The 24371-nt window shown below is 62.0% G+C and carries 27 protein-coding genes and 1 tRNA gene; 12 read left to right on the top strand and 16 right to left on the bottom strand.

Annotation, left to right across the window (positions count from 1 at the left end):
- Positions 1-78: 78 nt before the first annotated feature.
- From DRB19_RS12735 to DRB19_RS12720, 3 genes are all read right to left on the bottom strand, one after another.
- Positions 79-1527, bottom strand: a complete 1449-nt coding sequence (locus DRB19_RS12735; protein ID WP_162815678.1) for a peroxidase family protein — start codon at positions 1525-1527, stop codon at positions 79-81.
- Positions 1528-1578: 51 nt separating this feature from the next.
- Positions 1579-1893: a hypothetical protein gene (locus tag DRB19_RS12730; protein ID WP_114186398.1), complete on the bottom strand. Its 315-nt coding sequence runs from the start codon at positions 1891-1893 to the stop codon at positions 1579-1581.
- Between the two features lie 1002 nt (positions 1894-2895).
- A tRNA-Gly gene (locus tag DRB19_RS12720) sits at positions 2896-2970 on the bottom strand.
- Positions 2971-3146: 176 nt separating this feature from the next.
- On the opposite strand from DRB19_RS12720, the gene DRB19_RS12715 reads away from it, so the two are divergent.
- On the top strand, positions 3147-3365 hold the full coding sequence (locus DRB19_RS12715) for a dodecin (RefSeq protein ID WP_114186397.1): 219 nt from the start codon (positions 3147-3149) through the stop codon (positions 3363-3365).
- Positions 3366-3409: 44 nt separating this feature from the next.
- Positions 3410-3979: a hemerythrin domain-containing protein gene (locus DRB19_RS12710; RefSeq protein WP_114186396.1), complete on the top strand. Its 570-nt coding sequence runs from the start codon at positions 3410-3412 to the stop codon at positions 3977-3979.
- Between the two features lie 9 nt (positions 3980-3988).
- On the opposite strand, the gene DRB19_RS12705 is transcribed toward DRB19_RS12710, so the two are convergent.
- A complete protein-coding gene (locus DRB19_RS12705) occupies positions 3989-4738 on the bottom strand; it encodes a phosphodiester glycosidase family protein (RefSeq protein WP_245439466.1) in 750 nt (249 codons plus the stop codon).
- Between the two features lie 151 nt (positions 4739-4889).
- Here DRB19_RS12705 and DRB19_RS12700 point away from each other — a divergent pair, with 151 nt between their 5' ends.
- Positions 4890-5117, top strand: coding sequence for a hypothetical protein (locus DRB19_RS12700; RefSeq protein WP_147021717.1), 228 nt, complete (start codon positions 4890-4892; stop codon positions 5115-5117).
- Between the two features lie 47 nt (positions 5118-5164).
- Here the strand turns inward: DRB19_RS12700 and DRB19_RS12695 are convergent, their stop codons facing one another.
- Complete coding sequence (locus DRB19_RS12695; RefSeq protein WP_114186417.1) at positions 5165-6283, bottom strand: D-alanyl-D-alanine carboxypeptidase; 1119 nt, start codon at positions 6281-6283, stop codon at positions 5165-5167.
- A 536-nt stretch (positions 6284-6819) separates the two neighbouring features.
- Here DRB19_RS12695 and DRB19_RS12690 point away from each other — a divergent pair.
- From DRB19_RS12690 to DRB19_RS12665, 6 genes are all read left to right on the top strand, one after another.
- Positions 6820-7257 (top strand): DUF4112 domain-containing protein, encoded by a 438-nt coding sequence (locus DRB19_RS12690; RefSeq protein WP_114186394.1) that lies wholly within the window; start codon positions 6820-6822, stop codon positions 7255-7257.
- A 196-nt stretch (positions 7258-7453) separates the two neighbouring features.
- Complete coding sequence (locus tag DRB19_RS12685) at positions 7454-7999, top strand: sigma-70 family RNA polymerase sigma factor (protein WP_114186393.1); 546 nt, start codon at positions 7454-7456, stop codon at positions 7997-7999.
- The gene (locus DRB19_RS12680) at positions 7992-8753 is read left to right on the top strand and encodes an anti-sigma factor family protein (RefSeq protein ID WP_114186392.1); all 762 of its coding nucleotides are present in this window, start codon (positions 7992-7994) and stop codon (positions 8751-8753) included. Before DRB19_RS12685 ends, DRB19_RS12680 begins: the two co-directional genes overlap by 8 nt.
- Positions 8754-8774: 21 nt before the next feature.
- Entirely contained in the window at positions 8775-9491 is a 717-nt protein-coding gene (locus DRB19_RS12675; RefSeq protein WP_114186416.1) for a Bax inhibitor-1/YccA family protein, read from the top strand.
- A gap of 33 nt (positions 9492-9524) precedes the next feature.
- Positions 9525-10097, top strand: coding sequence for a DUF2076 domain-containing protein (locus DRB19_RS12670; RefSeq protein WP_114186391.1), 573 nt, complete (start codon positions 9525-9527; stop codon positions 10095-10097).
- A 294-nt stretch (positions 10098-10391) separates the two neighbouring features.
- Positions 10392-11171: a TerC family protein gene (locus tag DRB19_RS12665; protein WP_114186390.1), complete on the top strand. Its 780-nt coding sequence runs from the start codon at positions 10392-10394 to the stop codon at positions 11169-11171.
- 96 nt (positions 11172-11267) lie between these two features.
- On the opposite strand, the gene DRB19_RS12660 is transcribed toward DRB19_RS12665, so the two are convergent.
- From DRB19_RS12660 to DRB19_RS12635, 6 genes are all read right to left on the bottom strand, one after another.
- The gene (locus DRB19_RS12660; RefSeq protein ID WP_114186389.1) at positions 11268-12119 is read right to left on the bottom strand and encodes a sulfite exporter TauE/SafE family protein; all 852 of its coding nucleotides are present in this window, start codon (positions 12117-12119) and stop codon (positions 11268-11270) included.
- 354 nt (positions 12120-12473) lie between these two features.
- Positions 12474-13178, bottom strand: a complete 705-nt coding sequence (locus DRB19_RS12655; RefSeq protein WP_114186388.1) for a fumarylacetoacetate hydrolase family protein — start codon at positions 13176-13178, stop codon at positions 12474-12476.
- A complete protein-coding gene (locus tag DRB19_RS12650) occupies positions 13178-13930 on the bottom strand; it encodes an ABC transporter permease (RefSeq protein ID WP_114186387.1) in 753 nt (250 codons plus the stop codon). The genes DRB19_RS12655 and DRB19_RS12650 overlap by 1 nt, the downstream gene beginning before the upstream one ends.
- A 10-nt stretch (positions 13931-13940) precedes the next feature.
- Positions 13941-14753 (bottom strand): ABC transporter ATP-binding protein, encoded by an 813-nt coding sequence (locus DRB19_RS12645; protein WP_174799933.1) that lies wholly within the window; start codon positions 14751-14753, stop codon positions 13941-13943.
- Position 14754: 1 nt separating this feature from the next.
- Entirely contained in the window at positions 14755-15612 is an 858-nt protein-coding gene (locus tag DRB19_RS12640; protein WP_114186414.1) for an ABC transporter permease, read from the bottom strand.
- Between the two features lie 10 nt (positions 15613-15622).
- Positions 15623-16618, bottom strand: a complete 996-nt coding sequence (locus tag DRB19_RS12635) for an ABC transporter substrate-binding protein (RefSeq protein ID WP_114186413.1) — start codon at positions 16616-16618, stop codon at positions 15623-15625.
- Between the two features lie 177 nt (positions 16619-16795).
- On the opposite strand from DRB19_RS12635, the gene DRB19_RS12630 reads away from it, so the two are divergent.
- Positions 16796-17497 carry a FadR/GntR family transcriptional regulator gene (locus tag DRB19_RS12630; protein ID WP_114186386.1) on the top strand — a complete coding sequence of 234 codons (702 nt, stop codon included), beginning with the start codon at positions 16796-16798 and terminating at the stop codon, positions 17495-17497.
- A 59-nt stretch (positions 17498-17556) separates the two neighbouring features.
- On the opposite strand, the gene DRB19_RS12625 is transcribed toward DRB19_RS12630, so the two are convergent.
- Positions 17557-18648 carry a 2'-deoxycytidine 5'-triphosphate deaminase gene (locus DRB19_RS12625; protein WP_114186412.1) on the bottom strand — a complete coding sequence of 364 codons (1092 nt, stop codon included), beginning with the start codon at positions 18646-18648 and terminating at the stop codon, positions 17557-17559.
- Between the two features lie 75 nt (positions 18649-18723).
- Complete coding sequence (locus DRB19_RS12620) at positions 18724-19350, bottom strand: CDP-alcohol phosphatidyltransferase family protein (protein WP_114186385.1); 627 nt, start codon at positions 19348-19350, stop codon at positions 18724-18726.
- Between the two features lie 104 nt (positions 19351-19454).
- Here DRB19_RS12620 and apaG point away from each other — a divergent pair, with 104 nt between their 5' ends.
- Together apaG and argE are read left to right on the top strand one after the other, a co-directional pair.
- Positions 19455-19847, top strand: coding sequence for a Co2+/Mg2+ efflux protein ApaG (gene apaG, locus DRB19_RS12615; protein ID WP_114186384.1), 393 nt, complete (start codon positions 19455-19457; stop codon positions 19845-19847).
- Positions 19848-19961: 114 nt separating this feature from the next.
- Positions 19962-21134, top strand: a complete 1173-nt coding sequence (argE, locus tag DRB19_RS12610) for an acetylornithine deacetylase (RefSeq protein ID WP_114186383.1) — start codon at positions 19962-19964, stop codon at positions 21132-21134.
- On the opposite strand, the gene DRB19_RS12605 is transcribed toward argE, so the two are convergent.
- Genes DRB19_RS12605 through DRB19_RS12595 form a run of 3 tightly spaced genes read right to left on the bottom strand, consistent with a single transcriptional unit; the run spans position 21131 to position 24254 of the window.
- Positions 21131-22126: an Hsp33 family molecular chaperone gene (locus DRB19_RS12605; protein ID WP_114186382.1), complete on the bottom strand. Its 996-nt coding sequence runs from the start codon at positions 22124-22126 to the stop codon at positions 21131-21133. The genes argE and DRB19_RS12605 overlap by 4 nt on opposite strands.
- Positions 22123-23049, bottom strand: a complete 927-nt coding sequence (argF, locus tag DRB19_RS12600) for an ornithine carbamoyltransferase (protein ID WP_114186381.1) — start codon at positions 23047-23049, stop codon at positions 22123-22125. The genes DRB19_RS12605 and argF overlap by 4 nt, the downstream gene beginning before the upstream one ends.
- Positions 23046-24254: an aspartate aminotransferase family protein gene (locus tag DRB19_RS12595; RefSeq protein WP_114186380.1), complete on the bottom strand. Its 1209-nt coding sequence runs from the start codon at positions 24252-24254 to the stop codon at positions 23046-23048. Before DRB19_RS12595 ends, argF begins: the two co-directional genes overlap by 4 nt.
- Positions 24255-24371 lie beyond the last annotated feature (117 nt).

Here is a 24371-nt window from a genome sequence, read left to right as displayed (position 1 = left end):
GCAGAAATCCGGGTAAGGTCCGTTTCCTGCCAAAACCGGCTGCATCCGGAGCAATATGATCGAGTGAGTATTCTCCAATCAGGCAACATCTGCGAACTTGAAGAAGTCACGGATAGTCACGATCGGGTCGCCGTTGTCCAGCAGAACACCGCCAGCCGGATCCCAGCCGCGCTGATGCAGGTAGGAGTCCCGATCGAACCGCAGCAGACCAATAATGGTCTCGCAGACAATGCGGCTGCCCACTTCGCCCAGCGTGTTGCCGTTGGCTCGCACCTCTGCCTCCTTCAGAAGGTAATACCACAGCGGCGTCTTCGTGACGAAACCGCCCTGGTCGAGCGCGGCGTTCATGGCAGTGGAATTGTCCTTTCGGAGCTCCGCTTCACTCAACGGGACCACACCCATCGCCTGCGCCACAGCCTGGCCGGTCGGCATGTGGAGAAGATATCCGCGCACCAGATTGCGCTGGGCCAGGTGCTTGATCAGCGTTTGGATGGTGCCGGTGAGATTGTTGCCTTCGTTGACGAGATCGAGGATGGGAGGCGCCAGATGAGTGTCGATCTTGCGGGCGAAGTGGGTCGGATCTGAGCTGCCCTTGTTGTCAAAGCGGTCCCATTCGATGATCCAGTTGAACGGCAGGGTTGGCGCGCCCAAGAACGGATTGCGGGTGATCGCACCCGCATCGTCGCGCTGGAAGCCAGTGCCGGTGAACAGGAAAAGCTGGTCGAACGAGGCGAACGGCTGCACGACACCCGGACCGCCGTTGTTCTTGCCAAAGTTGCGGTTGTGATCGTAGGCGCTGCGCACCATGCTGTGGCCGAACCGGAAAGCGGCTACCGAGTATTCGAGCGGCATGAACAGCCGCCTTTGACGGGGCGCGTAGAACTTGGGTCCGCCGAGCAGAACCTTGTCGACAGCGCCCGGCATCGTCACCGTCTTGAGGTACTCGTTGACCACGAGCCATTGATAGTGCCAGCGGACCAGCCGCCGAGCCCGATTGAAAAGGCGGTTGCCGGGTCGGAAGCCAACTCCGAAGATCGGGAAGTCGAACCCATCATCGTTCTGCTCCGACGAAAGCCAATCCACCACTCGGTTATGGAATTTGAGAACTGCTAGGTGAAACTGGGCGATAATCAGGTTCTCATCATTGCGGGCATCGCCGATAAAAGCTCGCGTGCGGAAGCTGGAGTCGTCGCGCTGCTCCTGCGCGAAATCCGTCTCCTGAATCACCCCCGCATCAAGCAGAGGCCCGATCCGGGGCAGATCTCGGTCGAGATCGTCAGCCGGCGGGATTTTGTCGCCCGGAATGCCACCGCCCTGAGGTGTGCCTGGAGGATTGTCCGTGTTGCGGCCGATGCGGAACTTGATGCCGTCGTAGAAGCCGGCGTCCTGGCTCAGATGGCCGAACGTGGCGGGGCCATCACCGTACACGCTATCGAGGTCCAGGTTCGGGCGGCGCAGGTTATGAAGATTGGCGGTGACGAAGCTGGGATCCAGCGGGATCAGGTTGGGCTTGGTGATGTCGCTCACGTCCGAATTGCGGTCGGTGTTGGCGGTCAGGTCGTGATCAATGAACTGACCCTAATAGGTGTAGACCGGTGGGATGGTGGAGTTCTGCTCGGGCGCTGCCGGTGCCTGCTCCGCCATTGCCGTGCCCAGTGCCCTCAGATCAGCAACGACTTTGGCTGGATCGATCGCTGGAAGATGCGCCTCCGGGTCTTTGGCGATCTGGGGGAACAGATAATCGAAGGGCGTGGTCTCGTTCTGCGCGAGAGCCTGAGCGAGACCCGGAGCCACCTTGCGGGCAAGAGTCATGCTCTCGACCTTTTGGTCGAGTTCCTGCTCTCTAGGTCCCTCCTGCTCCAAGATATGTCCCCCGTGCCTCAGAAACAGCATCGCTTCCCTCCGTACTTGGGATCATGGACTGGCCCGCCGGCGCAACGCAGACTCTGAAATGACGTGGTCGACATGGATCGACACCACCAGCTTTGTCGTGGCTATCGAAGAGCTTTAGAAGGACGGTCTTTCGTTGAAGGCCGTCCAAGGACGATTGGTCTGCTGGGTACCAAAACAGAGACCCCAAGACACAGTGCGCTACAAAATATCAGCAATACCTCTAGCTAAGGTTATGGGTCAAACGTGCAAACGAGGTAGGACCAAAGTTGCGCAAGCAGCGTCGCGAGAGCGCTTGAGTGCCTATCGGCGCCACGCATAGGGTTTCTTAGGCCGTGGGTTCGTGATGCCAGACCATCAGCTCTCCCGAAAGTCATCTCCGGTCGAACTTTCACATTCAGGCCGCTTAACGAACATCGGCTTTTTGAGCCACGAAGCAGACCAAGCGCTTACGCCCAAGAGTGCCGCTTCGCGACATTAAGAGACGTGCGGTGATAAGCGTTTAAAAGGTGAATGGAGCGTTCTATGGCCTGCCCCGTCACCGGCGGAGGTTGCTTCATCCTGCTCTAGAGGGAAGTCACTTTCTCTTGAACGATCTATCAGTTCCTGGACCCTGGATATGGTTCTGGCTGCTAGTCGGATTGGGCCGGTGATTGTTGATGAATCGGCTGGGCACCCCTACGCCAATCCGCCTACGGCCGGGAATGGCGTCTTGTTGCTAAGGCTGCGGGGATTCTCGACCATGTTTGGAACATGGACGCGCGGGCTGGAGGCATCACAGAGGCATAGGATGCAGGGGCCGACTTAGACCACATCCGGTCTACAGCGACTCATGCCAAGATTTCGACCACGATCCGCTATTTGCGAGGCGCAGTTGTAAAGTCGCGGAAAGTTGCTGAGCTTCGGATCGGCCCCCGCACCGCGAAGAACAGGACCTGAACAGCCCTTGGGGAACGCGCCATCAGTGTCAGAGCGTCGAAAAGACTTATTATTCAACGTGGAGGATGGAGCGGGCGATGGGAATCGAACCCACGACATTCAGCTTGGGAAGCTGACGTTCTACCTCTGAACTACACCCGCGCTCATGTCGATTTACAATAGCTTTCACAGCGTTCGTCAAGCCCGGATCGAGATTCGGCAGCGGTAAACGCCCCCGGCAAAGCTTAAGGGATTCTCCGTGGGCCTGCCTTGGCGCTAGTGGACGGGCCTTGGCGCCGCCCTAAATGCCAACCCTTGCCACCAGCAGGGAGGGTCCGATGGATGATCATGTCTACAAGATCGTAGAACTTGTCGGCTCGTCGACGACGAGCATCGAGGATGCAATCCAGACGGCCATTAAGCGGGCGGATCAGACCCTGAGGAACCTGCGGTGGTTCGAGGTCCTTCAGACCCGCGGGCATATCGAGAGTGGTGCGGTCCACCATTATCAGGTGGTCCTCAAGGCCGGCTTCACGCTGGAAGATGCCGGCGGCTAAGGGTTCAGGGCGAAGGCCTTTCGCCTGATCGAGGGAATGAGCCTATGACAGGTTTTGATCTCAGCCGCCGAACCGGCTGGCCGGAGGATATGCGGCTGCTTCTCGAGCGCTATCCTCGCGAGGTATGGCCCGGCCATTCCAACCTCGGTCAGACGGCGCGGTTCTGGCTCCAGCGCCATGACATGTTCCGGGAGCTCGGTGGCGCGCTGAGGTCAGCGACAGGCGAATTCAGGGAAGGGCTGGTGCGCCCGCCTGAATTTCAGGCTTGGTTCGTGCCGAGGCTGCAATTCTTTCTCAATGAGCTGAACAACCATCACCACATCGAGGATTACAGCTATTTCCCGCTGTTTCGTGAGGCAGAGCCGCGCCTTCTGAAAGGATTCGACATTCTCGAAAATGATCATGAGGTCATCCATGTGGCGATCGGCAAGGTGGCGCGGGCGGCCAACGAGCTCTTGCAGAGCATGCAGAAGGATAGTCTCCAGCGTTCGGTGGATCATTACGCCAACGTGAGCGATGTGCTCCTGGCGGGCTTGCTCCGCCACCTCGATGATGAGGAGGACCTCATCATTCCGTTGATCCTCGACAGAACCGAGGAAACTCTCGGTCTTTGACCCTAAATCTTACGGCCGCGCCACAACCCCGATGATCGGCCCAATGGGCAAAAGCCCATCCTTGCGATTGAGCTGTGGTGCGTAGAGGCTGGAGATGCTGCCATCCAGGAACAAGGCGTTCGGGCAGTTGAGGGCATCCCGAAAGAGGCTGGCGAACTCGTAAAAGGTGACAGGTTCGTTCGAAATCGCGAAGACCGCCGTATTCGGGTTTTGAACGCCAACGCCATTGCGGATCTTGCGGGATGTGCCCTGCTGCGAAATCTTGGGATGGATCCGCCCGTTGATGACCAGCATCGGGCCTGATTGCGTTGCGAATTCCGCTCTCGGTCTTTGCTGAAGGTAACGGCTGGTTTCCAGGACCCCCGCCCGCCCGCGGCTGACGAAGAAGACTCCGTTCGGCTTCATGTGAAAATTGCCCGGGCCGCCTGCGGTGCTGGCGGCCTTGAGCTGCTGCCCGTTCTCCACATAAAGCCCGACCGGCGAGAGATCCTCATGATACATCCCGGCATTCATGGCGAGGACGAGACCTGACCCGCTGGATGAACTCAACAGGCCGTCGAAGGAGCCGAAAGGCTGCCCGTCGGCTCCCTTCCAGAAAAGCTTCACATCGTGCCGGCGCATATCAACCGTACAAACGGCGAACTCCTTCTCGGCATGACGGAGAGTGTTGCACGAAGCCGCCTGAGCCAGAACTTCCCCAGGCACGGCGACTGACAGGAGAGCAGTGAGAAGCATCAGAGTTCGGAGGAGGTGTGCCATATTACGTTTTGTTACCTGGAGGCGAAATCAGCCGGAAGAACTAAGGTTCATTTTGGCGGCAGGTGCGGACGAGTGGCCCTGCCCCTCGGTCATCAATAAGTCGCGATGAGGGCGACAAGTCCAACCGGACACGATATTCATAAGAGCTATGATGAGATTACAGACTTTATGGACCTCTCCGATCAGGCTGATCGTCATGGTCCTCGTGGGCCTTGCAATCCTTGCCGCCGCGTTCGTTACCCTTGCGGTCGTGCTGCCGCTGCTGCTGATCGGCGGCGCCATTCTCCACTTCTACGTCCGCCGCCAGCTGCGCCGGGCGCGTCCGTCAGCGTCCAGACACGTGATCGACGTGGAATATAGGGTCGTAGACCGGCCTTAGCTACGCGCGAAATCCCTCCGTGCTCACTGAGCGGCAAGGCTAATGAACTAGAGCGGAAGCACCTGGCAGGTGACACGCTTCCTCCGCAGCTGCTCGCAGACGCCGAACGCTGCCTGGCGGTCCGAGAACCCGGAATATCTGGCGCGCACGACGGACTTATAGGGTGCCGCGATGGGCTCGAATCCGGACAGGATGTCCGCATGCGCCGCCTGCGTCTCCCTCAAGATCTTCAGGGCGGCCTCTCTGCTTGGCAGGGCCCCTATCTGCACGACATAGGCTACCGCCCTTCCGGTCGTGGCGATGCCTTGGGCGGCCGCGATCTTGAGCGGTTTGATCGCCGCCGGAACGGGAGCCTCCGGCTCAACCGATGTGGAGAGGACCGGATCCGCCCCAGCCGCCGCCACGCGCTCGCCAACCGCGAGCGAGCGCATCTGGCCCTGCGGCAGGTAGGATTCGATCAAAGCCGCCATCTGCTGATCACGGCTTTTGGCCGTCGTTCCGCCCATGACCACGGCGACAATCCTGCGCCCGCTGCGCTGAGCGGAGGTCACCAGATTGAACCCGGATGCCCTGATATAGCCGGTCTTGATGCCGTCGACGCCCTGAACCTTGCCGATGAGGCGGTTATGACCCTTATGGACATGGCCTCTGAATGTGAAAGAGGGTGTCTTGAAGTACGCGTAGTAGCGCGGGAATTGGACCTGAAGCGCCGTTCCCAGCACCATCATGTCGCGCGCGGTGGTCACCTGTTCAGGATCCGGCAGGCCGGATGCATTGCGGAACTGGGTGCGCGTCATCCCCAGCGCATAGGCGGTACGCGTCATACGATCCGCAAAAGCCGCCTCGCTCCCGGCGAGGTTTTCGGCGACCACGACGGCCACGTCATTGGCCGATTTCGTGACGAGCGCCTTGATGGCGTCCTCCACCTCGATGGTCTCGCCGGTTTGCAGGCCGAGCTTGCTCGGTGGCTGAACCTCCGCGTTGCTGGTCACCGCAAGCTCGGTGCCCAGGGAGACACGGCCCTGTTGCAGGTCCTCGAACAGAAGGTAGAGGGTCATCATCTTGGTGAGTGACGCCGGGTAGCGCAGTTCCTCGGCCGCCACCGAATGCAGGATCTTGCCTGATGTCAGGTCCCGGACGATCGCCGCATAACGGTCGTCGGCCATGCTCTTGGATGGCAGGAGGATTGAAAAAGCGGCGCAAACGGCCGTGGGAAGCAACAGCCGCCCAACCCAGGAGGCTGTAGCTCCAAGAAAAACTCGCGACAACGGTCTGGTCCTATCAACATTCCCCGGATCGGCTCTGCCGAGTGTCGGTCGATCTTTACGGTTTCGTCAACTCCCCTTCGGTTTGGCGCCTTCAGGCCCTGAAGATACGAGCAGGCTGTATCGAGCCGATGGGGAGGACGCCGAGCCATTCTGGCCAATGTGTAGCTGCGCATACGCAGGGGAAATAACCTCAGGAAGCCGGGCACTCCAGCCGTTGAGGGCAGGATGCCGTAGGTCTGCAGAAAGCCGGGGATTGTCCGACAATCGGGCGGCCAGGGCAGGTCCTGCGAGCGATCCTTGAAAGGCGGCTGCCGGCATGCCACCTATCTGTTACCGGGGTCCGGGCCCCTCTGACAGTCTTCCCCAGACTGTGATGTCGGACTCTCTCACCTGAGAAGCGCCAGGAAGCGCGCTTCGCATCTGGGAGATGATTGATGACTTCCTCATATTCTTATGCGGCGCCCTACGGCGATGCCTCCACCCGCGCCTCGCAGGCGGGCGAAACCCGCGCGCGGCTCGATGCTCTTGCGCGGCTTCTCGACAGCGCAGTCCGCGTTCCAGGCACGAATGTGCGGTTCGGCGCGGATGCCCTCCTCAACCTGATCCCGGGCATCGGCATGCTGACCTCGAAAGGCATGTCGGCCTATCTCATCTGGGAGGCTCGCCGCCTTGGGGTGCCGACCACAACGCTTCTGCGCATGGTCGGCCATGTCGGCGTCGACTTCGTGATCAGCGCGATTCCGGTTGTAGGATGGGTGGGCGACGTCTTCTATCGCTCGAACCTCCGCAACATGGCCCTCCTCAGGCACCATCTCGATCGGGCGCATCCGCTGGCCCGAACGATCGACGGCACGGTGATCAACCGCCGCTAGTCGGCTCCATGAACCAAGCTCAGATCTCAGCTCGCGACCGGGCCGCCTCTGCGACCCGGCGCATGCGGGCACCTTCGTTGTGTCCCTGCGCCGTCCTGCCGATGGCGCGGCGCCTCCTTGCCTTGTCCGCAGACGGACCCTCGAAAAAAGTCACGGGACGACGGATTAAGCCAGGGCTCTCACCCGTATACCCGACATGAACGAGACCAAACGCATAGACGTCATCGGCCTTTTGGGGCCCATGAGGCGCTATGCCAGATCGCTGACCCGCGACGAGGCTCAAGCCGACGATCTGGTGCAGGATACTCTTGTGCGTGCCTATGAAGGCAGCAGCACCTTCCGGCCAGGGGGCAATCTGCGCGGCTGGCTGCTGTCGATCCTGCACAATACTTTCATCGACAGCCGAAGGCGGGACGCCGCGGAGGCGCGCCGGATGCAGCAGGCTGCCGAAATCGCTGAACCGGTTTCTCCTGCCGAACAGGAGAATCGGGTGAGACTCCGGCAGATCCAGCAGGCTTTCATGAGCCTGCCCGAGGAGCAACGCGCCGTCCTTCACCTCATTGCCATCGAGGGCCTGTCCTATCAGGAAGCGGCGGAATCCCTCGGTATTCCTGTTGGAACGCTGATGTCGCGCCTGGGACGGGCTCGCGCGGCCTTGCGCGCCTTCGAGGCTGGCGCGGCGCAGGCCGTTGTCGGCCGCCCAAGGCCCAACCTCCGTGTAGTAGGAGGATCACATGACTGATCCGGTGACCGAAATCGACCTCCTGGCTTATGTGGACGATCAGATCGACGTCGCGCGGCGCATAGAGGTCGAGCATTATCTGGCGCACAATCCCGAAGCGGCGGCACAGGTCATGGCTGATCTGGAGGCCCGGGACCTGCTGCGCCTGTCATTGGCCGAGGAGCCGAAGCGGCCGCCGGAGCAAATGCTGCAAGCGGCCAGACGGCTCGAGCGGGGTCTCGGCTGGCGCGAGTTCGCCATGAGGCTTCGCCGCATTGCGGCCGTGGTCGCTCTCATCGGGTTCGGCTGGTTCGCTCACGCGCAGATCGGGCTTGGGATCACGGACAGTGAGGCCTCTCCAAAGCCGCCAGCTTTCGTCGAGGATGCCCTGCACTCCCATCAGACTGCCCTGTTGCGCGCCCGGATGAGCACACAACCTGAAGCCGTCGCCTACGACCCGGCAGAAATTCTCGTCGAGACGGGCATCGCGATCCCTCGCCTGCCGAACGATTGGGACGTGCGCGACACGCAGGTCTTTCCGTCCAGAGACGGCCACAGCATCGAGATCTCCATCGATGCGGATGACCTCGGCCGCGTGTCTCTCTTTGCCGCCAACGTGCCGGTGTTCAATGTCATCGACCCCACCATTGCACGCTTCCAGGACGCAAAGACGGTCTACTGGCAGAGCGGCCAGCATGCCTACGCGCTGACCGGAACGGGCAGCGACAAGGCGATCGAACAGGCGGCGATCCGCTTGTCCCGCAAACTTCAATAACCACCACGCAGAGGAATGATCATGAACACACCTTACACCTGGCAGAATTCTGCCGCCCGCACGAGCGGCGCCATCTTCGACGAGGGCCTGCGCCAGCACATGCTGCGGGTCTACAACTACATGGGCATCGGTCTTGTGGTAACGGGCCTAGTGGCCTTCTTCGTCGCCTCGACACCCGCCCTCTACGTGCCGATCTTCCAGACGCCGCTGAAATGGGTCGTGATGCTCGCGCCCCTGGCGTTCGTGTTCTTCTTCTCGTTCCGCATGCACGCCATGTCGGCCGCAACAGCCCAGATGGCGTTCTGGGCCTTCTGCGCCGTGATGGGCCTGTCGCTTGCTTCGGTATTCCTGGTCTTCACCGGCACCAGCATCGCCCGCACGTTCTTCATCACAGCCTCGATGTTCGGCGCGACCAGCCTCTACGGCTACACGACCAAGCGGGATCTCTCCAAGTTCGGCTCGTTCCTGATCATGGGTCTGATCGGCGTCGTGATCGCTTCCCTGGTGAACATCTTCGTCGGCTCATCCGCGCTGCAATTCGCGATTTCGGTCATCGGCGTTCTCGTGTTCACGGGTCTCACCGCCTACGACACGCAGTCGATCAAGGAGCAGTACGCCGAAGGCTTCGGGCACGAGGCGAACAACAAGATGGCCGTGTTCGGCGCGCTCTCGCTCTACCTGAACTTCATCAACCTGTTCCAGCTGCTCCTGAGCCTCACCGGCCAGCGGGAAGAGTAATTCATTTCATCACTTAAAGCAGGATTGAACCCAATGGATCATCAGGATCGTCAAGCCATCGAGCAGCTTTTTGGAAAGCTCTCACAGGTCGAAGGCCAGTCTACGGCGCCGGATGGGCAGGCTGCAGAATTCATCCGTTCGCAGATCGCGCGTCAGCCGAATGCCCCCTACTACATGGCCCAGACTATCGTGGTGCAGGAGCAGGCCCTGAGCGCTGCCCATGGCCGCATCCAGCAGCTTGAGCAGGAACTCGCCAGCCGTCCCGCCGGTGGCGGCGGCTTCCTCTCCGGCCTGTTCGGCGGCGGGCAGTCTCGTCCCCAGCCACAGCAGTCCTATCAGCCACAGCCGATGCACGGCATGCCACCCCATATGGCGCCAGGCATGGGCGGCATGGCGCCCGGTCGTGGTGGCGGCGGCTTCCTGGCCGGAGCAGCCCAGACGGCCATGGGTGTGGCTGGCGGTGTGCTCCTTGGCAATATGATCGCGGGCGCGTTCTCGGGCGGGGACGAGGCCAAAGCCGGAGAGGCGAGCCAACCTCAGCCGGAGCAGGCAGCCGCTGAAGACGCAGGTGATGCAGGCAGCGACTTCGGCTTCGACGACATCTGAGCCAATGATCAACAGCCGGGGCGGGAGCAGGCCTGAGAGTCAACCGCCCCGGCTGTACGAGTGCCGGAGAGGCAATCATCGAGGATCCATCATCTTTCCCAACGCGGCCATTTATCGCCCGGTATTCGTGGACATCTCGGCAGGGTCTTCGGGGCCAACCCGGTGCGGTGGCCCCGCCCCGAGGCGCAGACAATTCCGGCGCACTTGCGCCACCGGCATTCTTCGATCGCACCGCCATGAAACCACGTGCGGTCGCCCTACTCTTCTGATGAAGACAGTTATGAGGATCTTCGAATGGACTTTACGTGGATTTCCGATCCGACTGCCTTGGTGGCGTTGGCAACCCTTGTCGTCATGGAGGTTGTGCTCGGCATCGACAATCTGATCTTCATTTCGATCCTCACCAACAAGCTGCCTGAGGCCCAGCGCTCAAGGGCCCGACGCATCGGCATCGGGCTGGCCCTGTTCCTGCGCCTAGGACTGCTCGGCACCATCGCCATCATCGTGACGCTGACAGAGCCGATCTTCAGCCTGTTCGGACACGGTTTCTCCTGGCGCGACCTGATCCTGATCGGCGGCGGCCTCTTCCTGGTCTGGAAGGCCACGAAAGAGATCCATCACAACGTCGATCCCACTCCCGCCGACGACGTCTTCGATACCGCCAAGGCGACCATGACCTTCGGGGCTGCGATCACCCAGATCCTCATGCTCGATCTCGTTTTCTCCTTGGACAGCATCATCACGGCCGTCGGCATGACCGACGAGGTGGCCATCATGGTGATCGCCGTCATCGCCGCCGTAACGGTCATGCTGGTTGCCGCCAACCCCTTGGCGCAATTCATCAACAACAACCCGACTGTGGTCATGCTGGCGCTTGGCTTCCTGCTGATGATCGGCATGGTTCTCATCGCGGAAGGTTTCGGGGCGCACGTGCCAAAGGGCTACGTCTATGCCGCAATGGCCTTCTCGGCCCTCATCGAGGGCCTCAACATGCTCTCGAGGCGGACAAAGCGACCCATTTCAAGCGGTGCCCCGGTGGATCCCGCGACTCCGGCCGCAGCCGAGAAGAAGTAACCTGGCCCTCAAGCACGAAGAGCCGCGTGATGTCCCACGCGGCTCTTTCGACTTCGATACGATATCCGGCTCAGCCGGTTTGTGCCCGGCCGTTCGTCAGGTCACCAAGCTGGCAAAGAAGCGGGCGCAGACCAGAACCAGGAAGATGCCGAAGGCGACCTCCAGCCGTCGCTTCGAGAGCCGGTGCGCCAGCCGCGCACCCACAGGCGCCAGCCAGGCGCTTGTCGGCACGATGAAAAGAAAGCCCAGGAGCGAAATATAGCCCAGCGCCAGGGGCGGCTGCAGGGCAACCACGTCCGGGAATTCCGCAGCGCGAGGCCAGCCCGCGTAGATGTAACCGATCGCGCCAGGGATCGAAATGAGGATCCCGAGACCCGACGAGGTCGCCACCGCCTGATGGATCGGCCGGTTGTAGAAGGTCATGAACAGGTTCGAGAGCTGACCGCCGCCGATGCCCATCAGGGCGGACAGGACACCTATGATCCAGCCATAGACGACCATGATGGGCTTGGACGGCATATCGAGGCCAAAGCGCCACGTATCCTTGCCGAAAAGCAGCCGGACGGCCGACACGCCGGCGACGGCCACGAACACGGCCTTGAAAAGGTCGGCGGGAGCGTAGCGGGCAACGAAGCTGCCCATGATCACGCCGATCACGACCGGCACGGCCCAGACGCGCAGGATCGACATATCGACTGCCCCCTTGGCCCGGTGGGCATTGAAGGAGCGGATCGATGTCGGGATGATGATGGCGAGCGAGGTGCCGACGCAAAGCGGCATACGCACCTCTTCGGGCACCTCGACGATTCGAAACAGCTCGTAGAGGATCGGCACGGCGACGGCTCCGCCGCCAACCCCGAATACGCCGGCCAGCAGGCCCGTGAGAGCGCCCGCGGCCAGAAGCGCGACAGCCAGCCAGGCGAGATCAAAAAGGGGAATTCCGAACATGAGGCACCATCAAACACCAGGACAGGTCGAACGCCTGGAAGAACATGTGGTCGCCCGGTCAGGTCCTTGGCGGTCCGGACAGGACAGATGAGAACGCGCGCCCAGCCTCTTACTGCGACAGACAGGAAGTAAAGGTCTGGGTCTGCTGCGGCCTTTTTAAGGATCTGACTGAATTTGTCGAGGAAACCAGCAGTGGCGCATCAATGTAGCGTGGCCGTTGCCGCGAACTGCCCGCCCGGCGTCATCGGCCTCGACGTCACGGACCCCGGACGCCTGGGCATAGAGGCGATTGCAAAAACAGCACCGCAGCGCATGAGTGCGCGCCGCGGTGCCGTCAGGCTGCCGATGGTCCAGTTAGACGACGCGAACTTCGATCTTGCCAACGCCCTCGACGTAACCTTCCAGAACGTCGCCCCGAACGACCGCGCCGACGCCTGCCGGCGTTCCGGTCATGATGACGTCGCCCGGCTGAAGGGTGAAGAGACCCGACAGATAGGAGATCATCTCCGGCACCTTCCATATCAGCTGGTTGAGGTTGCCCTGCTGGCGGGTTTCGCCGTTCACCTTGAGCGAAACCTCACCCTCCGTCGGATGGCCGATCTCGCTTGCAGGAACCAGAGGTCCGCACGGAGCGGAGGCTTCGAACGCCTTGCCCACTTCCCACGGGCGACCCAGCTTCTTGGCCTCGCCCTGGAGGTCGCGGCGGGTCATGTCGAGGCCGACACCGTAGCCGAACACGTGCTCGAGGGCGCTCTCGACCGGAATGTTGGTGCCGCCCTTGCCGAGCGCCACGACCATCTCGATCTCGTGGTGCACGTCCGACGTCTGGGTCGGATAGGGGAAGTTGCCGTCGGTGGTGATATTGTCGGGGTTCTTCTGGAAGAAGAAGGGCGGCTCCTTGGACGGGTCATGACCCATCTCGATCGCGTGCTCGGCGTAGTTGCGGCCCACGCAGTAGACGCGATGGACCGGGAACAGCTTGTCGCTGCCCTGCACCGGCAGGGTGGGAACCGGCAGCGGCTGAATCACGTAGCCGGCCATGGAGATAGGCGCGTTCATTATCGTACTCCTGCGTAGTATTCGACTTTTTTCTCGATATGTTCGACGGCCGCCGACATCAGCATCGCGGCAGCGAAGAGGATGATCGTCAAGGCCCAGAAGTTCTCCATGTCGAAGCTGCGCGAGTAAAGCTCGAACAGTTCGCCATATCCGATGATCGATACCAGAAGCTGGCCGATCACCACGCCCTTTACGCCGCGGACCAAACCCAGCCGGATCCCTGCAAGGATTTCTGGTAGCGCCGCAAGGAGAACGATTTTGCCGTAAAGAGCGAAGGTAGAGGCGCCGTAGCTGCGCCCCATCTCGATGAGGGATTTCGGCACGTGCTGAATGCCGGCTCGCGTGTCGAGCACGATGATCCACACCGCGAAGAGAAAGACCGTGACGATGACCGTGGTCTCGCCCATGCCGAACAGGATCATCAACACCGGCACCAAGGCCGAGAGCGGCGCACTGACGAAGATGTTGACCCAGATGCTGAACAGCTCGTCAACCGCCTTGAACCGTCCCATCAGCACGCCCAGAACCACGCCCACCACGATGGCGAGCGCCATGCCGATGACGAAGCTATGGAGCGTGATGAGCGCGGCCGACTGCCAGGTGCCGGTCTGCACCATGGCGACGCCGGCAACGAGCACGCTGGAGAGCGGCGGGATCAGGAACAGGAAGCCGGCATGGCCGACCAGTTCCCAGATCGCGCACCAGACGAGGAGCGAGGCCATCATGGGCACCCGATAACCGAAAAGGGTCATGGCTGCCTCCTCAATCCACGTAGTGCTTGAGGCCCTGCCAGATCTCCTCGACGGTGTCGAGATAGCCCTGGTCACGGCGAATGGCGTCGGGGGACGCAGTGCGGTCGATCTTCGGCTCGATGATCTGGGAAACGCGGCCCGGACGGCGGGACAGAAGCACGATCCGGTCCGATACGTACACGGCTTCTTCGATGCTGTGCGTGACGAAGATGAAGGTCTTGCGCTCCTTCTCCACCAGCCGAAGCAGATCCTCCTGGAACTTGCGGCGGTTCTGCTCGTCGACTGCCGAGAAGGGCTCGTCGAGGAGCAGCACGTCCGCGTTGACCGCGAAGGCGCGGGCCAAGCCTACGCGCTGGCGCATGCCGCCGGAGAGCTCGTGCGGGTACTTGTCCTCAAAACCTGCGAGGCCGACCTCGGCGATGTATTTGCGGGCGATCGACTGGCGCTCGGCCTTACCCATGCCCCGCAGCTCCAACCCGAAGGCGACGTTGCGCATCACGGTCGCCCAGGGCATCAGGGCGAAATCCTGGAACACGAAAGCGCGTTCCGGACCTGGACCCGTGACGGGACGCCCGTTCACTCTGACCTCGCCTGAAGTTGGCTCGATCAAGCCCGCGATGATCTTGAGCAGCGTGGTCTTGCCGCAACCTGACGGTCCGAGCAGGGTTGTGAGCTTCCCGCGCGGGAAATCGAGATCGATCATGCGCAGGGCTTCGACGTCGTTGTACTTCTTGCAGATGCCCCGGACTTCGACGGCTGCGTCCGATGCAGCCTGCGGCATGGGGTGAACGTTCGAATGAATGACAGCGGCGGAATTCGTCATGTCAGCCCCTCCTCTTTTCGGGACGCAGCACACGGATCTCGAACGCCTCGAGGGCAGCGAGAGTCAGGGTGGAGACCAGGATGATGGAGACCACGGCGGCATACATTTCCGCGTAATTGGCCACCGAGCGATGGTAGGTGATGAGGTCGCCGATGCCGGTCGGCGTGATGAGCAGTTCGGCCAGGATGACACCGATGAAGCCGGCCGCGAGGCCAAGCCGAAGCCCTGCGAAGATCACCGGGCTGGCATCCGGGATGATGATCTTCGTGATCCGCTGGAGCCGCGTGCCCTGGAACGAGCGGCACATGTCCACCAGCGACGGGTTGGCGTTGCGAACCGCCTTGTAGCCGTTCAGCACGATGACCGGCAAAGCCAGCATGATGACGGCAAGCGTCTTGGCCACGAGCCCGATCCCATACACGAAGGTGATGAGCGGGATCAGCGCCGCCATCGGGGCCGATTGAAGAACGACGAAAACGGGTGCCACGAGCCACTCGGCCATGCGTGACAAGCCCATCACGATCCCCAGCACCACGCCAACGACGCCAGAAATGGCGATTCCGATGATGAGGGGTTGGAGCGTAGAGCCATAGGCCATGACCAGACTGCCATCGGCCAGCATCGTCACGAAGGCGTAGAGCGTGTCGGTGAAGGTTGGGAACGCGTAGCTGATCGGTACGCGCCCGGCGATTTCCCAGGCGAGGAAGAACAGCCCCAGGGACACCAGCCTCGACACCACCGGATGCCGGGCGAACAGGCGGCCGAGGCCGAGGCCCCGACCGGCCGGCGAATGGACGGCCCGCGCGGGGCCGTTCACTTGCGAACTCACCTGTGAGTCCACTTGGGTGGGAGCAATCATGCCGACCACCTCACTTGGTTCCAACCTTTGCCAGGACACGGTCGAGCGACCGGGTATCCCAGAAATCTTCGACCTTCAGGCTTGCAGGTTCGCCCGTGAGCTGACCGGACAGGGTGTAGAAGGCGAAGTCGTCCTTGGCGGCCGTCGCCCCGCCGCCATTGAGCGGGAATGCCTTGCCCTTTGCGAGCTCCTCGAAGTACGGGCCGATCTCGCTCGCCTGGGAAGCCGGAAGGTCGGGAAGGAGCTTGTACTTGGCGCGCCATTCGGTGACCACCGCCGGATTGGCCGTCACCTCGCGCCATGTGGTGAGGATCGCCTCGACAATCTTGTCCACGTCGGCGGCGTTCTTCTCGAGGAATGCCGTATTGGCGAACAGGGCCTCGTCGGTGGCGTTCACGCCTTCGAGGGGCAGAATGATGAACTTGCCCGGAGCCTGGGTCTCGAGCAGACGACGACCGGCCGCGTCCACGATGGTGGCCTTCACGTTGCCTTGCAGAAGAGCGCCCGTGCGAACCTCCGAACCCGGGATGTAGCTGATCTTGGAGAACTTGATGCCCTGGCGCTCCTCCATCAGCTTCATGATGGCTTCGGTGCCGGAACCGCGGGAGTGAACGGCGATCTCCTGTCCGTTCAGATCCTTCCAGGTTTTATAAAACTGGGCGTTGACCGCCGGATAGAACCGCAGCGTCGAGAGCTGGAGGAACATTCGGATGGGGGCCTTGACCTTCTGCACCAGCGCATAGGGGCCGCCGACGCCGATATCGGCCTGGCCGCCGACCACCGCCTGCGCGGCGATATCCTCAGACTTCAGATAGGTGACCTCGATGTCGACGCCCTGCTCCTTGGCGCGCTCGAAGGCGGTGAGCAGGTGCAGCGACTCTACGCTGGCGATGTCACCGAAGGCGATACGCACCTTGGCGGCTTCCGCGGCGCTTGAAGCCATCAAGGCCACGCCCACAGCGAGCGCAGCCACACCTGATTTAAGACCAGACAGTCCTTTGAACATTTCCATCTCCCTAGGCCTGAGCGGTTGTGCCCGCCCTTCATCAAAAGCCGCGTTATTCGCGACCAATGCGTTAATGGTTGCAATTGGGGGAACGCATGTCAAGAGATTTTCGGTCTTGACGAAGGCGGGACGATGTTTAATAGATCCAACCAATGTTGAATTGGTTTGAACCTAGATATGTCAGCAATCAGTGAATTCGGATCCGACCGGGGCGTTATCACCCAGCTGCGCGCCTACCTGGCGCAGGCTGAGCTGCCGGAAGACGGGCGCCTGCCGCCGGAGCGGGATCTTTCAGATGCCCTTGGGGTGTCGCGCACCGAACTCCGGAAGGCCCTTGGGACCCTAGAGGCCGAGGGCCAGATCTGGCGCCACGTGGGAAAGGGAACCTTTGTGGGCAGCCGGCCCGTCGACAGCTTCGCGGATATTGCGGCGCTGGCCAAGCGAACCAATCCGGCGGAACTGATGCGTGCGCGGCTGATCATCGAGCCCGAAATCGCCCGCGCGGCTGCCCTTACGGCAACCCCGATGCACCTTGCCGAGATGCGAACCTGCCATGTCCGCGCGCGGGAGGCCGCCACGTGGCGGCAATACGAGAGCTGGGACAATCGCCTGCATCGCACCGTCGCGGAGGCGGCGCAGAACACTCCGCTTCTCGGCCTGTTCGATACGCTCAACGCCCTGCGCCGAGCAGTGACCTGGGGCCGCCTCCGGACCACGCCCGTGAAGCCAAGCCCGAACCATCACAGTTTCGCCGAACACGAAGCGATCATCTCGGCCATTGAGAATCGCGATATGAGCGGCGCTGCCGCGGCCATGCGCACGCATCTGCAGAGCGTGGAGCGCAATCTGCTGCAAAGACAGATGGAAGCAGCCGATTGAACCTGCGCGAGGGGCAGGCTGAAACCTGCCTCCGCCTATAAAAAGGCTCGACCGCCTACTTATCGGAAATGCTTGGAGAGCTTCAGGCCCTGCGCCTGATAGTTCGATCCGGCGCCCGCGCCATAAAGGATGTCGGGCCGCTCGGCCATGCGCTCGTAAACGAGCCGGCCCACGATCTGCCCATCCTCAAGAATAAACGGCACATCGCGCGAGCGCACCTCGAGCACGGCGCGAGCCCCCTCGCCTCCCGCGCCCGCATGGCCGAAGCCAGGATCGAAGAACCCCGCATAATGGACGCGGAACTCCCCCACCAAGGGATCGAACGGCACCATCTCGGCCGCATAATCAGGCGGCACATGCACCGCCTCCTTGGAGGCGAGGATATAGAACTGGCCGGGGTCGAGGATAAGTGTGCGGCTGGCATCCGCGTAGAGGGGCTCCCAGAAATCCGCGATCCGGCAGGAGCCGGGCTTGTCCACATCGACGAGGCCGGTATGCCGCTTGGCCCGGTAGCCGACGAGATTATCGGAACCAAAACCCGCCAGATCCACGCTGACCGCGACCCCATCCTGGATCGAAGGCTCGGCGGACGTGACCACCCGTTCCCGCTGGTGCAGGGCATGGAGTTCGGTATCGCTCAAGCGGACTTCGCCCTTGCGCAGGCGCAGCTGAGACAGCCGCGTTCCAGTCCGGACGAGAACCGGGAAGGTGCGCGGCGAGATCTCGGCATAAAGAGAGCCGGTATACCCCGCTCCAATGGTATCGAATTCCTGGCTGCGGTCAGTGATCACGCGGGTGAACACATCGATGCGGCCGGTGGAGCTCTTCGGATTGGCCGCGGCTGAGAGGTCCTGCGGCAGGGCAAGACCCTCCAGCAATTCGGCGATATAGACGCTCCCGGTCTCGAGAATGGCCCCAGGCCCCAGGTCGATCTCATGGAAACTCAACTGCGCCAGCCGGTCCTGAACCGTATGGTTTCGTCCCGGCAGAAAGCTTGCCCTCACCCGATAGGCCTTTCTTCCCAGCCTTAGATCGAGGCTTGCCGGCTGAACCTGATCGGGCGCGAAAGGCGTCTCCCGATTGATGATCCCTGCTTCCGCAAGGCGCATGATGGCATCAGCCGACTGGATCCCGTCCTTCAACGCAACCATGTTTTCTTCCGACGGGCCCGGGCCCATTCCACTGCTTCAAACCAGGCAATATCTCTAAGGGATGTTACGGAATTCTCAACGGGGGCCATCTTCTTCATCCCTGAACACGCTCCAGGCCAGTGTGACCCGCGCCAGGGCGCTCATGAAGGTGAGGCCCGCAAAGGCATAGGCCATGACCGGAAACCAGGCCGGAGCGAGCATCATGGCAATGAAGAACAGGATGGTCTCCGTCCCTTCCATGAGGCCGGCCGAGAAGTAGATCGACTTGACGCCCTGAGCCGCGCTTTCAATCCCTCGTTTCGCGGCAACCGCCGCGAAGGCCAGAAAGCTCGCGCCGTTCACGTAAAACGACATCAAGAGGACGGCCGCCGGCAACGCGAACACGCCCGGCTCCCGAAGCGCGAATGCCAGAGGAACTGCGCCATAAACGGCAAAATCGAACACGATGTCGATGAAGCCGCCGCGATCGGTTTTCGCCGACGCCCGGGCAATAGCCCCATCCAGGCCGTCAAGCAGACGGTTGGCGATGAAAAGCGCGAGGGCCAGCAAATCAAGCCGCAGAACGATCATGAGGGCGGCCGCAAGCCCGGCCGCGAGGCCGAGCATCGTGATGACGTCCGCAGACAATCCAGCCTTTGCGAAACGACTCCCCAACCGATCCAGCGGCGGATCGATCCTGCGTCGCACCCATCCGTCGAGCATGGCTGCTTCTCCTGTCTGCCGGCAAGGGTCCTGCGATTGAAGCCATCGGGCGACGGCCTTACCACGTCACTGACGCCGTGTCCCACTGCTCTGAGGAAAGCCCGATGTACAAGGCTGTAACCCGTGGCATCAGCGTAACAGTGACGCCTCGCTACATGCCCGAGGAATCCTCACCCGAGCAGGGCCGCTATTTCTTCGCCTATACCGTCGAAATCATCAACACGAGCCTCGACCGCGTCCAGCTGAAGGCCCGCTACTGGAAAATCACGGACGCGCATGGGCACGTGCAGGAGGTCCGCGGCGCGGGCGTGGTCGGCGAGCAGCCGGTTCTCGGTCCCGGAGAAAGCTTCAGTTACACCAGCGGCTGCCCCCTGGCGACCCCAAGCGGCACCATGCAGGGAAGCTACGTGATGGAAACCGCAGGAGGCAAAACCTTCGACGCCGAAATCCCGGCCTTCTCCCTCGACATCCCGCTGGCAAAGCGTGTGCTTCATTGAGTGCGTAGGCCATCAATCTCCAGGCTGCTCCCCTCGCCAAGTGACGGCGTACGAATACCTTGAGCTCCGGCAACACACTCGCTACAGAAAATTGGTCATTTCATAGAGGTCTGCATGTCCCCTACCGGCCAGCGGCTGACGCCGCTCGAAATGCTGGCGAAGCTGGTGTCGTTCGATACTGAAAGCTCGAAATCCAACCTGCCTCTCATTGAATTCGTCGAGAGCTATCTCAAAAGCTGGAACGTGCCTTACGTGCGCGTGCCGAACGAGACGGGGGACAAGGCGGCGATCTTTGCGACGGTCGGGCCACAGGACCGGGGCGGCGTTGTCCTGTCGGGGCATACGGACGTGGTGCCCGTGAAGGGGCAGGCATGGTCGTCGGATCCGTTCCAGTTGCGCGTCGAGAACGGGCGCGCCTATGGGCGCGGCGCCGTGGACATGAAGGCTTTCGACGCGCTGGCGCTTGCTCTCATTCCCGAGTTCCAGGCAGCCGGCCTCAAGACCCCGATCAACATCATGCTGTCCTACGACGAAGAGACGACCTGTCTCGGGGTCGTCGACACTATTCGCCGGTTTGGTCATGATCTGCCCATGCCGAAGGCCGCGATCATCGGTGAGCCGACGAACCTCGAAGTGGTGGACGCCCACAAGAGCGTCGTGACGTTTGTGACGACCGTGAACGGGTTCGAGGCGCATTCATCGAAGCCGTATCTCGGCGCGAGCGCCGTGATGACGGCAGCCGATATGATCAGCGAACTCAACCGCATCAGCGACGAGATGATGGAGCGCGGCGATCCGAGCGGGCGCTTCGATCCTCCCTACACCACGGTTCATGTGGGCACGGTTGCGGGCGGAACGGCCAGAAACATCTTGGCGAAGTCCTGCACGTTCCACTGGGAGTTCCGGGGCCTGCCGAGCCTTGATCCGCAGGAGATCCCGGATCGCCTCGACCTGTTCTCGCGGGAGGTCGCCCTCAAGCGGCTGAACCGCTTCGGAGAATTCGGCAGCATCAAGACTGAGCTCTTGGTCGCCGTTCCGGGACTTGCGCCAGCGCCAGGCTCAGACGCGGAGACACTAGCCATGCGGCTTGTCGGACGCAACCAGACGCAGACCGTGCCATTCGGAACCGAAGCAGGACATTTCCAGGCTGCCGGAATCCCCACCGTGGTCTGCGGCCCGGGATCGATCAACCAAGCCCATCAGCCGGACGAGTACATCACCTTGGAGGAGTTCGAGGCGGGGGCGGCCTTCATGCACCGCCTCGCCGCCGCTTGCGCAAGCCTTTAGGCGGATTCTTCGGCCTTGGTGATCTCGGCTTCGACTTGTGCCGGGTCGAGATCGTAAAAGCGTGAGCAGAACTCGCACGTGACACCGATGCGTCCGTTGTCGCCTACCATGTCGCGGCGATCCTCAGGCGAGAAGCGCCGCATCATGGACATGATGCGGGTCTCGGAGCAGCGGCACTCCTCGTGCAGGTGCAAACCGTCGAACACACGCACGCCGCGCTCGTGGAAGAGGCGATACAGCAGACGCTCGCTCGAAACGGCTGGGTCGACCAGTTCATGGTCCTCGACCGTTCCCATCAGAGACTTTGCCTCGACCCAGGCATCGTCCTCCGTCGGGGCGACGAGATCGTGCGATGAATGGCCTTCCGGAATGTCGCCCGGCGCAAGGTCGGCCTGACGCATCCGGTCCGGCGAGGACGGGAGGAATTGGACCATCAGCCCGCCTGCCCGATAGGTATGCCGTCCGTTCTCGAACTGCTCGGCCACGGCCAGGCGCACCTGGGTCGGGATCTGCTCGGACTGGCGGAAGTACTGATGCGCCGCCTCCTCGAAGCCTTGGCCCTCGAGGGCGACCACACCCTGATAACGGCTTCGGTCGGAGCCCTGATCGATGGTCATGGCGAGATAGCCCGAACCGATGAGATCACCCGTCTTCGGTGCATTGCCGCTGAGGGCGTCGAGCTTGTCCTTGTCGAAGCGCGCGGTCGCCCGGAGCCGGTCCGGCGCATCGAAATCAACGACGATCATCTCGATGGGGCCGTCGGTCTTGGTCTGAAGCTGAAATCGCCCTTCGAACTTGAGGGATGAACCCAGCATCACGGTCAGCGCCGCAGCCTCGCCCAGAACGCGGGCGACCACGTCGGGATAGCCATGACGCGACAGGATCGTGTCAATGGAAGCCCCAAGGCGAACGATGCGCCCGCGCACATCCAGCGGCTCGACCGCGAAGGGCAGAACGACGTCGTCATGGCCTTCGAACGGAGCGGAACTCATGCGTCTGCCGCTCCCAGGCACCATGCCAGGATGCCTTTTTGTGCATGGAGCCGGTTCTCGGCCTCATCGAAAACAACCGATTGCGGACCATCCATCACGTCGTCCGTCACTTCCTCGCCCCGGTGGGCCGGGAGGCAATGCATGAAGACTGCATCCTTTTGGGCGACGCCCATCAGCTGCTTATTCACCTGATAGGGCTTGAGCAGGTTGTGGCGGCGGTACTCATCTTCGTCACCCATGGAGACCCAACAATCGGTCACGATGGCATGAGCTTCTTCCGCGGCTTCAAAGGCATCGGTCGTCACGACGATCTCCGCTCCTTCTTTTCTTGCCCATGTCAAAATCTCCGGACGGGGAGCAAGTTCCGGCGGAGACGCGATCTTCAGCTTGAAATCAAGGCGTGCGGCCGCGTGGACCCAGGACGCGAGCACGTTATTGGCGTCGCCCGTCCAGGCAATGGTCTTGCCCTTGATCGGCCCACGATGCTCCTCGAAGGTCATGACGTCGGCCATGATCTGGCAAGGATGGGTCATCTTGGTCAGGCCGTTGATGACCGGTATGGACGCGTTCTCGGCCAATTCCGTCACCATGGCGTGGTCGAGGGTGCGGATCATGATGGCATCCACGTAGCGGGAGAGGACCCGGGCCGTGTCGGCGATGGTCTCGCCACGGCCAAGCTGCATCTCCTTGCCGGTCAGCATCAGGGTCTCGCCGCCAAGCTCGCGCATGCCCACATCGAAGGAGACGCGGGTGCGCGTGGAGGGCTTGTCGAACACCATGGCCAGGACCTTGCCCTCGAGGGGCCGTTCCTTGGCGCGCTCGCCCCGCCGGCGGCGCGCCTTGATGGCCGCCCCGACATTCAGGACATGGCGGATCTCCGCGCCCGACAGGTCGCTGAGATCGAGGAAGTGACGGGTCTTCATTCGGCGGCTCCGCGCTGAGCCGTGGATTTCAGCTCAGCTTCAATGGCCGCGCAGGCGGCATCCAGACGGTTCATGGCTTCTGCAATGTCGGAATCCGTGACGATCAGCGGCGGCAGCATGCGCGCCACATTGTCACCGGCGCCGATCAGAATAATCTTCTGGGCGCGAGCGGCGGCGATGAACTCTGTATTGGGGACCTGCATGCGCAGACCGATCATGAGCCCCTGCCCCCGCACTTCGGCGATCACGCCCGGGTGGCGGTCCTTCAACTCGGCCAAGCGCTGCTTGAGGAGCAGCCCCATGCGCTCCACCCGCTCGAGGAAGCCCGGCTCCAGGATGACGTCGAGCACGGCGTTGCCGACCGCCATGGCAAGCGGGTTGCCCCCAAAGGTGGTGCCGTGGGTGCCGACGGTCATTCCCTTCGCGGCCTCCGCCGTCGCCAGGCAGGCCCCCATGGGGAAGCCGCCGCCGATACCCTTGGCGACGGACATGATGTCGGGGGTCACGCCCATCCACTCATGGGCGAAGAGCTTGCCGGTCCGGCCGACGCCAGTCTGGATTTCGTCGAAGATCAGCAGCAATCCGTGCTCGTCGCACAGGTTGCGGAGCTCCCGGATAAAGAGGTTCGGCGCAGGCCGGATCCCACTCTCCCCCTGGATCGGCTCGATCAGGAGCGCGGCCGCCTCCGGAACGATCGCGGCCTTCAGGGCATCCAAATCGTCGAAAGGCACCTGGTCGAAGCCCTCGACCTTGGGCCCGAAGCCCTCAAGATACTTGGCCTGCCCGCCGGCCGCGATGGTGGCCAGGGTCCGGCCATGGAACGCACCCTCGAAGGTGATGATGCGGAAGCGCTCGGGATGGCCATTGGCGGCATGGTATTTCCGGGCCATTTTAATGGCGGCCTCGTTTGCCTCCGCGCCTGAATTGCTGAAGAAAACCACATCCGCGAAGGTGTTTTCCACGAGCCGCCGCGCCAGCCTCTCGCCGTCCGGAATCTGGAAAAGGTTGGAGGTGTGCCAGAGCTTGGCCGCCTGCTCGGTCAAGGTCTTGACCAGGTGCGGGTGGGCATGTCCCAGGGCATTCACGGCGATGCCGGCGCCAAAATCCAGATATCGCTCGCCATCTCGGCCGATGAGCCAAGGCCCCTCCCCTCTTTCGAAGGAAATGTCAGCGCGTGCATAGGTTTGCAGCAATGGCGATGTCACAGAGCCGTCTCCGCCTTGAGGGACCCGAAGTCGCGCCCGGGCCCGAAAAAGAAAGCGCCGCCCAGACGGGGCGGCAGCCTTTGGATTCTAGCGAGACCAAAGCCTCTGTCAATTCAA

This window comes from Microvirga aerophila, from assembly GCF_003332305.1.
GTDB classification, from domain to species: Bacteria; Pseudomonadota; Alphaproteobacteria; order Rhizobiales; family Beijerinckiaceae; genus Microvirga; species Microvirga aerophila.
The sequence above is the reverse complement of the archived record's forward strand: the minus strand, read 5'-3'. Positions and strand labels throughout refer to the sequence as shown.